This window comes from Bacteroides sp. 1001136B_160425_E2 (genome assembly GCF_015559655.1).
GTDB classification, from domain to species: Bacteria; Bacteroidota; Bacteroidia; order Bacteroidales; family Bacteroidaceae; genus Bacteroides; species Bacteroides luhongzhouii.
On sequence record NZ_JADMQH010000010.1, the window covers coordinates 1 to 15,594 of the forward strand.

General features: G+C 40.0%; 11 protein-coding genes. 9 read left to right on the forward strand and 2 right to left on the reverse strand.

Going from position 1 to position 15,594, the window contains the following annotated elements; translation table 11 throughout:
- On the forward strand, nt 1–399 hold a 399-nt coding region (locus I2I04_RS11320), incomplete at its 5' end, for a transposase (RefSeq protein WP_195655048.1).
- Between the two features lie 108 nt (nt 400–507).
- On the opposite strand, the gene I2I04_RS11325 is transcribed toward I2I04_RS11320, so the two are convergent.
- Nucleotides 508–1,236, reverse strand: coding sequence for a GntR family transcriptional regulator (locus tag I2I04_RS11325; protein WP_195655049.1), 729 nt, complete (start codon nt 1,234–1,236; stop codon nt 508–510).
- 140 nt (nt 1,237–1,376) lie between these two features.
- On the opposite strand from I2I04_RS11325, the gene I2I04_RS11330 reads away from it, so the two are divergent.
- From I2I04_RS11330 to I2I04_RS11365, 8 genes are read left to right on the forward strand one after another with little or no spacing between them, the layout of a single operon-like run.
- Nucleotides 1,377–3,107, forward strand: a complete 1,731-nt coding sequence (locus tag I2I04_RS11330) for a class I mannose-6-phosphate isomerase (protein ID WP_195655050.1) — start codon at nt 1,377–1,379, stop codon at nt 3,105–3,107.
- Between the two features lie 30 nt (nt 3,108–3,137).
- Nucleotides 3,138–4,238 carry an ROK family protein gene (locus tag I2I04_RS11335; RefSeq protein ID WP_195655051.1) on the forward strand — a complete coding sequence of 367 codons (1,101 nt, stop codon included), beginning with the start codon at nt 3,138–3,140 and terminating at the stop codon, nt 4,236–4,238.
- 21 nt (nt 4,239–4,259) lie between these two features.
- On the forward strand, nt 4,260–5,132 hold the full coding sequence (locus I2I04_RS11340) for a hypothetical protein (protein ID WP_195655052.1): 873 nt from the start codon (nt 4,260–4,262) through the stop codon (nt 5,130–5,132).
- Nucleotides 5,133–5,156: 24 nt separating this feature from the next.
- Entirely contained in the window at nt 5,157–8,258 is a 3,102-nt protein-coding gene (locus I2I04_RS11345) for a SusC/RagA family TonB-linked outer membrane protein (protein ID WP_195655053.1), read from the forward strand.
- A gap of 13 nt (nt 8,259–8,271) precedes the next feature.
- Nucleotides 8,272–9,765, forward strand: coding sequence for a RagB/SusD family nutrient uptake outer membrane protein (locus tag I2I04_RS11350; RefSeq protein ID WP_195655054.1), 1,494 nt, complete (start codon nt 8,272–8,274; stop codon nt 9,763–9,765).
- A gap of 16 nt (nt 9,766–9,781) precedes the next feature.
- Nucleotides 9,782–10,885: a DUF4185 domain-containing protein gene (locus tag I2I04_RS11355; protein WP_120069522.1), complete on the forward strand. Its 1,104-nt coding sequence runs from the start codon at nt 9,782–9,784 to the stop codon at nt 10,883–10,885.
- A 5-nt stretch (nt 10,886–10,890) separates the two neighbouring features.
- Nucleotides 10,891–12,072, forward strand: a complete 1,182-nt coding sequence (locus I2I04_RS11360; RefSeq protein ID WP_195655055.1) for an MFS transporter — start codon at nt 10,891–10,893, stop codon at nt 12,070–12,072.
- A 17-nt stretch (nt 12,073–12,089) separates the two neighbouring features.
- Entirely contained in the window at nt 12,090–14,828 is a 2,739-nt protein-coding gene (locus I2I04_RS11365; protein ID WP_195655121.1) for a GH92 family glycosyl hydrolase, read from the forward strand.
- A gap of 183 nt (nt 14,829–15,011) precedes the next feature.
- On the opposite strand, the gene I2I04_RS11370 is transcribed toward I2I04_RS11365, so the two are convergent.
- Nucleotides 15,012–15,590, reverse strand: a complete 579-nt coding sequence (locus I2I04_RS11370) for a Crp/Fnr family transcriptional regulator (protein WP_195655056.1) — start codon at nt 15,588–15,590, stop codon at nt 15,012–15,014.
- Nucleotides 15,591–15,594: the final 4 nt, after the last annotated feature.

Here is a 15,594-nt window from a genome sequence, read left to right on the forward strand (position 1 = left end):
GACAAAAAAGAGTTTACGGCAGATATGAAGAATATCTATAATGCACCCAACAAAGAGGTGGCTGCAGCAGAGCTTGACAATTTGGAAAAGAAGTGGGGAGGAAAGTATCCTTATGCCATACTTTCATGGAGAAACAACTGGGATGATCTGACGGTTTTCTTCCAATTCCCCTTGGAAATCAGAAAAATAATCTATACTACAAATCTAATTGAAAACCTGAACGGGAAAATCAGAAAGTATACCAAATCAAAGCTTTCATTCCCTTCAGACGATGCCGTAAAAAAGACCGTGTATCTGTCACTTATGGAGATTGAGAAAAAATGGACACAGCCTATTCATAACTGGGGATTGATTATGAACCAATTTATGCTTATTTTTGAAAACAGAATACAGATATAAGAGGAAACTTACAACTGAATCCTGGTTCCATTTACACAAAATTGTGGACAGTGTCGATTTCAACTTCTAAAATAGCCTCCTTATATTGTGTATGTATGAACATACTGACTATCTTTCCGCCTCTATTGTATAAGTAAAGCTGTCTGCCCGATAGTATCCGATGTTGTATTCAATAGGTACTCCATTCACATCATAAACAAATCTTTTCCTTATTAATATAGGATCACTTGATTTTATCTCCAGTTTTTCTGCGATGAATTCTCCTGCAAGTCTAGCGGTAATCTCTTCTTTGCTGGTTTTTACCACTATATTATATTGAGTTTCCAGCATCTCATATAAGGGGCGGGTAAAATCTTCTTCACCTGTCAGTGGTATATTCGGGTTGAAATAGGAGATGAAGTAGACAAACGGGTATTCTTTTTTTCCTCTGACGCGTTCCATTACTACGCAACGCGTATCAGGATTAGAACTTGAATCAAAGAAAGTACCGATTTCTTCTGTAGGTCTTTTTAGGCTGATATGTAGCTCGAAATTGCGAATCTCGATACCTAACATCTTCATTTCCTGTGAGAAACTAAGCCAGTTTTTTACTCCGCCTACGATACCTTTCTTTACTACCTTCGTTCCGTAGCCTTTCTTTCGTACCAGAAGTCCTTCAAATACGAGTTTGTTGATAGCTTGTCTCAATGTGTTCCTTGAAATATGTAATTGTTCAGACAATTCGACCTCGTTGGGAAATAGCTTCCCGTTTTTGTACTCTTCAGATTCTATGAGTCTTCTTAGTATCTCTTCTGCTTGAATATGAAGAGGCTTGTCGCTATTATGATCTATTTTCATATCTATCCTGATTAGTTTATTTTCAGCAAATATAAGATTTATCAAAAAATAATCCAAGTTTTGTTTGGAATAAAAATAAAATCTATATATTTGCACAATCGAAATATGTATGAACATATAAAATTTAAAACGCTATAAATATGAGAAAAGCTAATTATGATAAATTTCCTTCTACGAAGCTGACGGGAATGCTTGTTCAGGGTTGGGATGCTATCATTTCTATGTTAAAAGAGAAAATGGATGCAAGAAAAGTGCTGGCAGTGGATTTATATACAGGAGTATATGAAGAAGAAGTGCTGGATGCTTTTTCAAAAGAATTCTCCGGAAGAGTGATGAATGTACGTGATTTGATGAAACCGGAAAAAGAAATTCAAACGTTGACAGAACGCTTCATGACTGAAGATGTATTATTTGGCTATGTCACCAATTTGAAGCTGGAAGATTATTTGGATGCGGATAAGGTGGCTGCTGTACGGAAGCAAATCAGTGAAGCAAAAGAAACCATTGTAATCATAGGTACGGGAGCAGCTGTTGTTGCTCCGCAGGATGCAATGGTAGTTTATGCGGATATGGCACGTTGGGAAATTCAACAACGTTTCCGCCGGCATGAGGTAAAAGCTTTAGGAATAGACAATCGGAACGATGCCGTTTCTTTGCAATACAAGAGGGGGTATTTCAACGATTGGAGAGTATGTGATAGGTATAAGGAAAGATTGTTTGACAGGGTAGAATTCTGGATTGACACCCATGTGGCCGGGACACCGAAGATGATTGATAAGGATACTTTCTTTAAAGGGGTGGAGGCAACGGTGAACACACCGTTCCGGGTAGTTCCTTTCTTCGATCCGGCTCCCTGGGGTGGTCAATGGATGAAAGAGGTTTGCGACCTGGATCGTGAACGCGAAAATTTCGGCTGGTGCTTCGACTGTGTACCTGAAGAAAACAGTCTTTATTTTGAAGTGAACGGAGTGCGCTTTGAACTGCCTTCGGTTGATTTGGTTTTACTGAAAAGTAAAGAATTGCTTGGTGAACCGGTGGAGGCACGCTTTGGAAAAGACTTCCCTATTCGTTTCGACTTTTTGGATACGATGGGCGGAGGTAATTTGAGTTTGCAGGTGCATCCTACTACTCAATTTATCCGTGACAGCTTCGGTATGTACTACACGCAGGATGAAAGTTACTACATGGTAGACGCGGAAGAAGATGCGGTAGTTTATCTGGGAGTGAAGACAGGAGTGGATAAAGAAGCGATGATCGGCGATTTGCGTAAAGCACAAAAAGGTGAACTGGTATTTGACGCAGAAAAATATGTAAATAAGATTCCGACAAAGAAACACGATCACTTCCTGATCCCGGGAGGAACGGTTCATTGTTCCGGTGCCAACAGTATGGTGCTTGAAATCAGTTCGACTCCGAACCTCTTTACTTTCAAGCTATGGGACTGGCAACGCCTGGGACTGGATGGAAAACCGCGTCCGATCAATGTGGAACGTGGTAAATGCGTTATCAACTGGAACCGTGATACGGAATATGTGAATGAACACCTTCGCAACCAATTTAAGGAAGTTGCTTCCGGAGATGGTTGGGTAGAAGAACGTACCGGATTACATCCGAACGAATTTATCGAAACCCGTCGTCACCGTTTCTCATCACCGGTGTTGCATCACACAAACGATAGTGTAAATGTATTGAATCTATTGGAGGGAGAAGAGGCCGTTGTTGAGAGTCCTACTCATGCTTTTGAACCTTTCGTGGTACATTATGCCGAAACATTTATCATTCCAGCTTCTGTAGGTGAATATACAATAAAACCTTATGGAAAGTCCTGTAATAAGGAATGTGTCACTATCAAGGCGTATGTCAGATTTTAGTAGTTGAACTTTTTAAGCCTAAAATAGTATATGTATGAATATGATAAACGGGTCGTTTTGACCCTGGATGCAGGAGGAACAAATTTTGTGTTTTCTGCCATTCAAGGAAATAATGAAATGATAAGCCCAATAAGTCTTCCGGCGGTTTCTGATAATTTAGACGAATGTCTGGAGGTATTGGTAAAGGGATTTGATAGAGTAATAGCTGCTATATCAGTTCCTCCGGTAGCAATAAGTTTTGCTTTTCCGGGTCCTGCTGATTATAAGAATGGAATAATTGGTGATTTGCCCAATTTTCCTTCATTCAGAGGAGGTGTTGCATTAGGTCCTTTTTTAAAGCATAAATACGGAATTCCGGTTTTTATAGAAAATGACGGGAATCTGTTTGCTTACGGTGAAGCCTTGTCGGGTGCATTGCCTATGATAAACAGAGAATTATCTTTAGCTGGCTGCAGCAGAGAATATAAAAATTTGATTGGTATAACATTAGGAACGGGATTCGGTGCAGGAGTTGTTATAGATAAAGTTTTATTGACCGGGGATAATGGTTGTGGAGGGGACATCTGGCTTATGAGAAATAAGAAATATCCAGATATGCTTGCCGAAGAAAGTGTTAGTATACGCGCTGTGAAAAGAGTGTATGGCGACTTGTCCGGACAAAACTCTGCCTCATTGAGTCCAAAAGATATTTATGACATTGCTGAAGGTATAAAGGAGGGCGACCGTCATGCAGCAATCACAAGTTTTAATGAACTTGGTATGATGGCGGGTGCTGCTATCGCTTCGATGTTGAATGTTGTGGATGGTCTGGTGGTTATAGGTGGTGGCGTTGCAGGAGCATCAAAATATATATTGCCTGCTTTGATAACAGAACTTAGAGCGCAGTTGACTACTTTTTCGGGAAATAAGTTTCCATGCGTTTCTATGCAGGTATATAATGGAGAAGATGAATCGGAAAGAGCTTGTTTTTTGAGTTTATCTGATAGTCAGGTTGTCATTCCTGGTACCCGTTTGACTACTACCTATCATCAATTGAAACAGACCTTGGTCTTGTGCAGTAAAGAAGGCGCTAGCCGCTCTATTATGCGAGGAGCTTATGCCTATGCGCTACAAAAAATAGATTTAACGTAATATTCGTAAACTAAATATCATATGAAAACACTTAAAAAAATCATTTTCATTTCTATTGTGTTAGGAATGATATCATCATTAATTATTTCGTGTAAAAATGATGATAAGGGACAGACAGGGTTACTGACCTTAAGTACTTTGGAGGGGAAAATTAAGATTGGGGATCATGTTTCTGTAGAACTGTCACTGCCTCATCCTGATTTGATTTCGAAAATTGTGGTTAAGAAAAGTATCGAAGGAAAAGAAGTCAGTTCTTATTTAAAGGAACTGAATGTGAGGGAGTTGAGCTTTCCATATACATTCACAGAGGAGATTATTGCCGGTGATGAAAATGGAATATTAGTGTACTCCTTTTATGGAATGGATGAGAATAGCAGAGTGGTGGATGCCGCAGACCTGGTTTTAACAGTGGAGCTGGCGCAGATTCCGTTATTGCTAAAATATGACTGGGTATTGGCATCACAAACGATTAAAGGAGAAGATACAGCTACTTCCGACTTGAAAGATGATATACACCGGTTTAATTCAGACCTGACTTGGCAGGTTGATTGGGGATTCATATTCTCAAGTGCCGCTTTGGAAACGTTAAACTCCTATTGTGCATGGAAGGTTACTATGGATGGAGCTACTGTCAAGACTTTATCTACCATTCACTATAATGTGTTTTCACCGTCCCAAGCTTTGATGACTCAATATAATGTATTGCAGTTGTCAGATCGTAAAATGATATTGGAAAGTTATCAAGACCTTTCAGGATTGGGTGATGACTATTCTTCAAATGAAAGAGTGCTGGAAGTCTATACGCCGATATCCAAAACCGAAGATTTTACTCCTTATCGGGGACAAAATCCGGATAATTATATTGTAGCGTCTTGTAATCCGGGATCTTATTAATAAACAATCTAATCATAAAAACACATGAATAATTTATTGAGGAGCATAACTTTATTGTTGTTGATGTTTATTCTGGGAAGTGTTAGTGCACAGAATACAAGTTTGAGCATTAAGGGTATTGTTCGTGATGCAATGGGTGACCCCATTGTCGGAGCTACTATTTTGCAGCAAGGTTCAACGCATGGAACCATTTCTAATAAGGATGGAGAGTTTTCATTATCTGTTCCGGAAAAATCAATGCTTGAGATTTCTTTCATAGGGTATCAAACAAAGATAGTTAAAGTTACCGCGCAAAAGAGAGAATTTAACATCGTGCTGGAAGATGATACACAAGTATTGGCTGATGTGGTAGTGGTAGGATATGGTGTGCAGAAAAAAAGTGATCTGACTTCGTCAATTTCCACTATCAAGTCAGAACAATTATCTTCTACTTCGATAACCTCTTTAGACCAGGGTATTCAGGGAAGAGCAGCCGGTGTAGCTGTTTTGAACACTTCGGGGCAGCCCGGTGCCGGAACTTCTATTCGAATCAGAGGTACCAGTTCTATTAATGGAAATAATGAACCTTTGTATGTGATTGATGGTGTCCCTGTGATTAGTGACGCAAGTACATTCAGTACCGGGACTTTAAAGAATCCCGCTCTTAATCCTTTGACTAATATCAACCCCAATGATATTGAATCCATTGAAATATTGAAAGATGCTTCTGCAACTTCCATATATGGTGCCCGTGGGGCGAATGGTGTTGTACTGGTCACTACCAAACAAGGTAAAAATGGAAAGCCTAAAGTCTCTATCGGAGCTAAATACACATTGCAGCAGGTAACTAAAAAAATGGATATGTTGAATGCAGTTCAATTGGCCGAACTGGGAAATGAAGCAACGGACAATGCGGGTGAAGAAAGAAATCCTGTTTTTGCAGGGTTGAATAATCTGTCTAAACTGAATACGAACTGGCAAGATGAGATATTCCGCACAGCACCTATGCAGAACTATGATATTTCAATATCAGGTGGTAATGATAAAACGACTTATTTTGTGTCCGGTAATTTACTGTTGCAGGATGGTATAATTATTGGTTCAGATTTCGGAAAAGGAAGTTTCCGCATTAATTTGGGGCAGCAAATAAATAAATGGCTAAAGACTGGCGTATCTGTGAATCTGAGTTATAGCCGTTCAAATGGTGTAGTGACGAACTCGGAAGGAGGATTTGCTTCTTCGATCACTTCTTGGGCGTTGGAAATGAATCCGGCTCTTCCTGTGAGAAATGAATCCGGTGATTACATCTATGAAAACAATCTCACTACAACTAACAATGTGGGTAATCCTGTACAAGATGCCTATGAAGCGAAAAATAGAAATACTTCATTCCGGACATTGGCTAATGCTTATTTAGAATGGGTTCCAGTTAAAAATCTAACTTTTAAAACGAGTATCGGTGTCGACTATTTCTATATAAAGGATCAGGCTTTCGCTCCCGGGGAGATTAAACGTGCAGAATCGAATGGTGGTTATGCCAGCGTAGGAAATCGTGACGGTTACAACTGGGTGTGGGAGAATACCGTCAACTATACAAACACTTTTGAGAAGCATACGATTAGCGCTTTGGCCGGTATGACGGCGCAAGCTTTTGTTTCGGAAAATTCGGCGGTTGCAACAGCTGATTTTACAGACGGATTTTTAGGATTCAATTCTATACAATCAGGAGCATTACGTCAAGCCGCAAGTTCGGGCATCTCCGAATGGCAGATGTTATCTTATCTGGCTCGTGTGAATTATAATTACGGTGGTCGTTATTTAATGAGCCTGACGGGGCGTATTGATGGATCTTCAAAATTTGGAAAGGGGAATAAATATGGCTTTTTCCCTTCAATTTCGGGTGCATGGAGAATTTCAGAAGAAAATTTCATGAAGCAGTCGCAAGCCATTTCAAATATGAAGTTGAGAGTAAGTTATGGTATTGTGGGCAATGAAGGAATTCCTCCTTATAGTTCGCAAGGGTTAATGTACAACACAGAAGCTTATTTTGGCAATAGTGAAGTGGCAACAGGAGTGGTGCCTTATACGCTGAGTAATCAAGACTTGAAGTGGGAAACAACTTCTCAGGTAAATCTTGGTTTTGACTTGGGGTTATTCAACAATCGCCTTACCTTAACTGCGGACTATTATCGCAAAAATACGTGCGATTTGCTGCTTGCTATGCCTGTGTCATTTAATACCGGTTATGATACAGCCGTAAAGAATGTTGGTAGTCTGCGTAATGAGGGTTTTGAATTTGCTTTGGGAGCAGTGCCTTTTGCCGGTAAATTCGGCTGGGATATGAATTTTACTCTCGGTTACAATAAGAATGAAATTACAGATTTAGCCGGAAGCCAGGAGAATCTTTCGGGGGCATCTATTTTGGGAGTAACCTATTGGACTAAAATAAATGAGGGTAAACCTATCGGTACAATTTATGGATATAGAACTGATGGTATAGCACAACTGAGCGAAGACTTGTCTAAAATTCCATATTTCTCTGGAAAAACCTTGAAGCATGGCGATCGTAAATATGTCAATAAGAATGGTGATAATGTGATTAATGAGGACGATTTATTTGAATTGGGAAATGCCAATCCGGATTTTACTTTCGGATTCAATAATACCTTTACTTATAACCTGCGCGATCATTCATCCATTGGGCTGACAGTCTATTTGCAAGGTGCGGTAGGTAATGAGATTGTGAACTTCAATAAGTTTTCATTGGAAAGCTTTGACGGACATAAAAACAACTCTGTGGCAGCATTGGAAAGATGGACTCCAGAGAATCCTACTAATAAATATCCTCGTGCCACGACCAAATCATCAGGTACTATTTTATCCGATCATTATGTGGAAGACGGTTCATATCTCAGAGTGAAAGATATCACGTTAAGTTATACTTTCCCCAAAAGCATCCTTCAGAAATTTTATTGTGAGGGACTTACAATCTTTGCCGGATTAAAGAATATTTATACGTTCACCAATTATTCCGGATATGATCCTGAGGTAAGCCGTTTTTCTAACGACAATCTTTCAATGGGAGCTGATTATGGTTCTTATCCGATGTCTAAATCGTATGAGTTTGGTTTAAGAATGAATTTTTAAAAAAGAATAGATTATGAAAAAATACATATTAAGCGTTTTATTGGGTGGAGCATTTATGTTCACTGCTTGTTCGGATTTCCTGGACGAAGTGCCTAAAGGGAATATTACAAGTGAAGGATATTATAAAACTGCTCAACATGCTATATCTGCTACCAATGCTATTTATGATTATTTGATTATCGGATATGCTCCCAATGGATTATGGGATAAAAACTATGGTGGCACTTTCTACAATGATTATTGGGTTCTTCAGGATATGTTTGCTGATAATTCGGAAACAAATCAAACCAGCATTGACTATCAGTCGGTAGAAAATATGCAGATAGACCAATATAATCAGCCTGTAGAATTGTTGTGGAGAGATTTTTATCAAACGATAAAATGTTGTAATGTTGTGATTGATAAAGTTCCATCCATTGATATGGATGTGACTTTAAGAAATCAGTTGGTGGCCGAAGCAAAATTCTTTAGAGCAATGATGTATTTTGATTTGATCCGTATGTTTGGCGATGTTCCTTTACGCGAACATAATGTTGAGAGTGCTGCGGAAGATGTAACTAGCCGAACCTCCAAAGAGACAATTTATGAACTGATCTTTTCGGATCTTAAGACTGCTGAAACCGATTTGAAGTACGCTGAACGTTTTGGCGGGGGAAGACCTTACCCTGCATCTGCATCAGCTTTGTTAGCCAGGGTTTATGTTACTTATGCAGCAGAATATCAGAGTAAGGGGCATTACCAACTTGCTGTAGACAAGGCTAAATCTGTCATCAAGAGTTTTCCTATGCTTAAAAACTACGGTGATTTATTTAAGGTGGCCAATCGTTTTAATACGGAAATAATCTGGGGAGTAAACTTTAGTGCGGCGTTGAGTGAAGGTTGGAAAGGTGGACAGTTTTTGGTACGTTTATTGCCTGCCCTTGACGGAGTCAGCAATGCTCAGGGATGGGAAAATGCAACCGAAGATTTGTGGAACAGCTTTGATCAGCAGAATGACCAACGCTTGGATGTTACTTTGAAAAGAAGTTTTACTTATAGTGATGGTAGCGTCGAGGATTTTGATAAGCCTTATGTTTTTAAGTATTGGGATAGCCAGGCTGAACCTAAAGGGAATAATACCGAGGCCATATTTCCGGCAATTCGTACTGCTGAGATGTATTTGATTATAGCCGAAGCTTTGAATGAAATAAATCAAGGAGCTAATGAGGAGGCGGTGATTGCAATTAATGCTGTAAGGAACCGTGCCGGGCTGACCACAGCTGTACCTACCGACTATAAGGGATTTAAAAATGCTGTATTGAACGAGTACCGCCATGAATTTGTGATGGAAGGACATCGTTGGTTTGATTTGACCAGAATGTGTACGCCGCAAGAATTTGTGTCTATCATAAAGGCTGCCAAACCGGAATCTACTCCTAAAGAATACCATGTGAAATTTCCTATTCCTCAAAGAGAAATAGACTTGTCACAAAACACGATTACTCAGAATGAAGGCTATGGACAATAACCAAAATGATAGGATTATGAATAAGTTTATCTATTTGTTGGCCTGTACATTATTTGTATCTTGCCAAAACAATAATAAGTCATCTGTGACAAAGATGGAGGTCGAACTCGATTCGATGTGGTGTACACGGCTAATGCCCGGGCTTGGCGGTGGAGTGACAGGAGGTGACGGTGCTATATCTATAGATTTGAAGGATGGAAGAAGTCTTTTTATGTGGGGAGACTCATTTTTTGGAGATGTTGTTGATGATAAAAGGAGCAAAGACTCTAAATTCGTGATGGGTAACACTTTTACGATTATCAATGAGAAAGGCGAATTGGAGACCTTGTATAGTGGTGATTTGAAGAATCCTTCCGCATATATACCGGCAGAGCAGGACGGAGATTCGCCCCGTTGGTATTGGCCTGGAGATGGATTTGTGAAAGATGGTATTCTTCATTTGTTTATGTCCAAGTTCAGGAAAGTGGGTGAGGGATCTTTTGGTTTTGAATATATGTGCTGTGACTATTTTCGTCTGGATGTGAAAACTATGAAGATCATTGATAAGGTGAATATTCCTGCTGCCAATCAGAATGGTGTACACTATGGACATGCAGTGATGCCTTATCAAAATGCAATCTACGTCTATGGAACAAAGTCGGATTCAACAGGAGCAAAGGCAGTCGTTCATGTGGCGAAAGCTGAATTGGTTGATAATAAGTTGACGAACTTTGTGTATTGGGATGGCGCTGGCTGGCAGTCGGACGCTACTAAAACGGCGAAACTTGAAGGACTTCAGAAAAATATCTCTGAACAATTTAATGTATTTAGTCTAAAAGAAAAGATAGTGTTGGTTTCCCAAAATCGTTCGGGAAATGCCAAAGAGATTTATTCTTATATTGCCGACAGTCCTGAAGGTGCATTTAGTCATGAGAAATTGCTCTATACGGTGGATGAACCTAATTTTGAAAAAGACAATATGATGACGTATAATACGATGGTACATCCTCAATACATGAAAAATGATAAAATATTGATGTGTTATAACGTTAATACTTATGATTTGAAGAAGGTATTTGAGAAGGCATCGTTGTATCAGCCTCGTTTCTTTTGGGTACCCGTAGATCATATATTAAAGTGATAGTTATGGTAAAGAATAACTCTTATTTGAAAGCCATTCCCGTGCTAGCCGCTTTTTTTGTTATGGGATTCTGTGATATAGTCGGTATTTCATCCGACTATATGCAGAAGAGCTTTAATTGGTCTCCAACCATGACAGGGTTTGTTCCTTCAATGGTATTTATCTGGTTTTTGTTTTTAGGGATTCCTGTTGGTAACAGAATGAGTAAATACGGGCGGAAAAATACAGTACTCGCCAGTATGGCGGTGACAGTGGTTGGGATGTTTTTGCCATTGTTGGTCTACAGTAGTGTAACCTGTATTATTGCGTACGTTTTGTTAGGCGTAGGAAATGCTATATTACAGATCTCTTTAAATCCGTTATTGAATAATGTTATTTCTAGTCCTCGGTTATTGACCAGTAGTCTGACGGCCGGACAGGTTATCAAGGCTGTTTCTTCGTTGGTCGGTCCTGAGATTGTATTATTTGCCACCCTGCATTTTGGTGATGATAAATGGTATTATTGCTTCCCTATTTTAGGCACTATTACATTATTCTTTGCTTTATGGCTGACGTTTACTCCCATTCGGAGAGAGCAGGTGGAAGAGAGTAAAGTATCTTTCTCTGATTCTTTCAACCTGCTGAAGAATAGAACTATACTCATTCTTTTTTTGGGAATATTCTTTATTGTAGGTGTGGATGTCGCTACAAACTATGTCAGTTCAAAACTGATGAATATCCGGTATGACTGGACTGCAGAACAAGTGAAGTTTGCTCCACAAGTATATTTCTTTAGTAGGACGGTTGGCGCTCTTCTCGGTGCTTTCTTACTGACCCGCATTGCAGGTGTACGTTATTTCAAAGTCAATATTCTGGCGTGTATCCTGATGCTTGTATTATTGATCGGTATTCAGAATCCCGCTGTTAGTCTATTGTGTATTGGCGGAGTCGGCTTTTTTGCTTCGTCTGTATTTTCTATCATTTATTCGATGGCATTTCAAGAGTGTCCTACAAAAATGAATCAGATTTCCGGATTAATGCTGACGGCTGTAGCCGGAGGAGGAGTGGTAACCCCTGTTATTGGCTTTGCAATAGACAATGCCGGAATTACAGCTGGGGTTATTGTCATTTTGCTTTGTGTATTGTATCTCACCTACTGTGCTTTTGCGGTAAGAGAACGCAAGAGTGGGGAGCAGACAGCTTTATAATAAATTAAAATATAATGATGAATCAGAACTTAATAAAAGGATTAGCAGTAGCTGCTATATGGTGTAGCAGTACTCTTGTACTTCAGGCAGCACAAGATAATATAGCTCCACGGGCGCACGTCACGGTATCTAATGTGTTGAATGAAAATTATGCTGCCGGCAATTTAGTTGACGGTAAAATAATGTATGGTGATAAGGGCGAATGGGCTTGCAAGGGGAGCGTTACATCGTGGGGAGTCATGTATACTCCGTGGGCACAGTTGGAATGGGATGAAGAAGTGTGTGTGGATCGAGTGGTATTATATGACCGTGTGTCTCTTGCTGAACATCTTGCCGGTGGAACTCTTCAGTTTAGTGATGGATCTCAGCTTAGTGTAACAGCTATTCCCAATGATGGAAGTCCGAAAAGTATCTCTTTTCCTAAGAAAAAGGTGAAATGGATTCGTTTTGAAGCAACAGACGGTAATGGAAAGAATTTGGGGTTGTCTGAAATCGAAGTTTTTGCCGCACATGGTGATCAAACTGACTATGTGGAGTGGGTTGACCCTTATATTGAAACTACCCGGGGACGATGGTTCTTCTGTACTCCGGGAGGACGTCCCTTTGGTATGGTGGCTGCTCATGCTTTTACCCGCAATAAAAATCAGGGAGGTGGCGGATACAATTATAATTTTCCGGATATCTTGGGATTCTCTCAAATAAATGAGTGGATGATTTCCGGTCCGAACATAATGCCGGTTGTAGGGGAAATAAATCCTACTGAAGGTATGGCAGGATGGAAATCGCCTTTTAAACATGAAAGTGAAATAATTCAGCCAGGCTATCATCGTCTGTATTTGGACCGATATAAGACTTGGGTGGAATATACGGCAACAGAGCGGGCTACATTCTATCGTTTGAATTATACCGAAAATGTAAATGCCAAATTATTGGTGGATGTAGGTAGTGTTTTGGGTAATTGCTCTATGGATAAAGCTACCTTACTGCGTGTCAGCGATACACGTGTTGTTGGAGAATTTTTCACAACAGAACGCTTCTGGGGCGGTCCGGACAGCATAAAAATAAGTTTTGTACTAGATTGTAACCGCCCTATAAAAAGTATTGACGGATGGAATGAGAAGGGCGTCTTGCCCGATGTTGAGGCCATTGCGGGGAATGCTGCAGGTATGGTCTTGAACTTTGGACAGCTAAATGCTGAAGAGTTGCTTTTTAAGATGGCACTCTCCTATACCAGTGTAGACAATGCAATAGCCAATATGGATGCGGAACTGAACCATTGGGATTTTGACAAGGTCTGTAAAGAAACCCGTTCAATCTGGAATGAGGCTTTAGGACGTATAGCTGTTGAAGGTGGTACGGATGCTCAACGTATCAAGTTCTATACTGACCTTTGGCATGTATTGTTAGGACGGCATAAAATAAATGATGTGAATGGCTATTATCCGGATTATGCCGGAAATAAATACGTCAATAAACGTACGTCTGAACCTATGAAGGTACGTCGTCTTCCGCTTACAGCCGATGGAAAACCGAAGTTTAATATGTATGGCTTTGACGGGCTTTGGTTGACACATTGGAATTTGAACGTTTTATGGGGTCTGGCATGGCCCGAAGTCATGGATGATTTATCTGCTTGTCTGGTTCAGTATGCTGATAATGGAAAACTGTTGCCTCGTGGGGCATGTTCGGGTGGATATTCATTTATTATGACCGGTTGTCCGGCTACTAGTTTACTGGTAAGCACATATATGAAAGGAATTATGAAAAAAGCAGATCCTTTGCATACACTTGATGTCATAAAACGTAATCATATGCCTGGCGGAATGATGAGCTATGAGAGTGCTGATGATTTAAAGTTTTATATCAGTCATGGTTATTGTCCGGACAATGCAAGCAAAACTCTGGAATGGGCATTTCAAGATTGGGGAGCAAGCCGGATGGCTGCAAGGTTGGGAAAACGCTCGGAAGCGCGTATGTTTGAAAAACGTTCACGAGCATGGACTCCTTTATTCAATGCGGAACAGGGTTTGGTATTTCCGAAAAAGAGAAATGGTGAATGGTTGCATCAGGATGGATTGAGTGGAAGCGGTTGGGTAGAAGCTAATTCCTGGCAGGCCACCTGGTCTTTGTCTCATGAACTACCTAAGTTGGTAAAGATGATGGGAGGTGCTGATAAGTTTTGTGAGAAGTTAAATTTTGCATTTGAGCAGGCAAAGGATTTAGATTTTGTTTATGCTTACAGTGGAGGATACGTAAGTTATGCTAATCAGCCCGGATGTTCTAATGCACACGTTTTTACCTATGGTGGAAAACCTTGGTTGACACAATATTGGGTGCGTCAGGTAAAAGAACGTGCGTATGGGGGAATTACTCCAGATAAAGGGTACGGTGGCCATGATGAAGATGAAGGTCAAATGGGAGGTGTCAGTGCTTTGATGGCACTTGGACTATTTAGTGTAACAGGGACGGAATCTGATACTCCATACTATGACATTACTTCACCTATTTTTGATAAGATTACAATCAAATTGAATAAAAATTATTATGAAGGAAGTACATTTACTATAACTACCCACAATAATTCTGCTGAAAATTGTTATATCCAACGTGCGCAATTGAACAATGTGGAATGGAATTATGCACAATTTGATCATGCAGACTTTGCCAAAGGAGGAAAGCTTGAGTTATGGCTAGGTAATCAGCCCAATAAATCGTGGGGAAAGCTTAAATATTTGGCTCCGGACTCAGATTTATAATTGAAATAGAACAGTTGCTATTTCTCTATTAAATAACTGGAACAATGTCGATTCTGGCATTAATACTGGGTGTGGTTCTGTCATAACTAATAATGTTGACAGAACCACTTTTTTAAGAGGCTGGAGATGCGTTGGAAGGATAAAATTTGATTTGTTTGGATATGGAAAAGGAAACGGCGTCTATTAAAGAGAAGAAGACGCTATCTTTGCCCGAATCCTGCTCAATGATTGCGGAGTGATCCATAGATAGGATGCTATATGCTTTAAAGGTACATATTGCAATAGTTCCGGTGTCTCTTTGATAAGAGTAAGATAACGTTCTCTTGCTCGCGGACTTCCGGAGCTGATAAGCCAGTTTTCCTGTAAAAGCAGTTGACGGTCCATCAGGTGAAGTCCCAGATTGGCGAGTCCGATAGAGGAGGAGAATAGTTGATTCAGAACAGTCCGGGAAATATAGTAAGCTACACTATCACACATTGCTTCGATATTGATGAGCGAATATGCATTGTCTACATATCCCCAGACGGAGAAGGCAGCTTCTCCGTCTGAAGCAAACCAAATGGTGGTATCTACTCCGTCTTTATGATAATATGCCCGCCAAATTCCTGTTTTTATGAAATAAAGATTGTTATTTCTGGTTCCTTCGCGTACAATTAATTCTTTCTTTTTGAAATGCACTTCTTCCATACAGCCCAGTAAAGTCTGTACGTCGGTTTCTGATACCTTATATCTGTTGCAAAGTTTTTCAATGAATGTATCCATGCTG

Bases quoted from the DNA above. Each gene is read 5' to 3' on its own strand.
- I2I04_RS11325 (WP_195655049.1), bottom strand. From the start codon at position 1,236: ATGAAAATAGATCATAATAGCGACAAGCCTCTTCATATTCAAGCAGAA.
- I2I04_RS11330 (WP_195655050.1), top strand. From the start codon at position 1,377: ATGAGAAAAGCTAATTATGATAAATTTCCTTCTACGAAGCTGACGGGA.
- I2I04_RS11335 (WP_195655051.1), top strand. From the start codon at position 3,138: ATGTATGAATATGATAAACGGGTCGTTTTGACCCTGGATGCAGGAGGA.
- I2I04_RS11340 (WP_195655052.1), top strand. From the start codon at position 4,260: ATGAAAACACTTAAAAAAATCATTTTCATTTCTATTGTGTTAGGAATG.
- I2I04_RS11345 (WP_195655053.1), top strand. From the start codon at position 5,157: ATGAATAATTTATTGAGGAGCATAACTTTATTGTTGTTGATGTTTATT.
- I2I04_RS11350 (WP_195655054.1), top strand. From the start codon at position 8,272: ATGAAAAAATACATATTAAGCGTTTTATTGGGTGGAGCATTTATGTTC.
- I2I04_RS11355 (WP_120069522.1), top strand. From the start codon at position 9,782: ATGAATAAGTTTATCTATTTGTTGGCCTGTACATTATTTGTATCTTGC.
- I2I04_RS11360 (WP_195655055.1), top strand. From the start codon at position 10,891: ATGGTAAAGAATAACTCTTATTTGAAAGCCATTCCCGTGCTAGCCGCT.
- I2I04_RS11365 (WP_195655121.1), top strand. From the start codon at position 12,090: ATGAATCAGAACTTAATAAAAGGATTAGCAGTAGCTGCTATATGGTGT.
- I2I04_RS11370 (WP_195655056.1), bottom strand. From the start codon at position 15,590: ATGGATACATTCATTGAAAAACTTTGCAACAGATATAAGGTATCAGAA.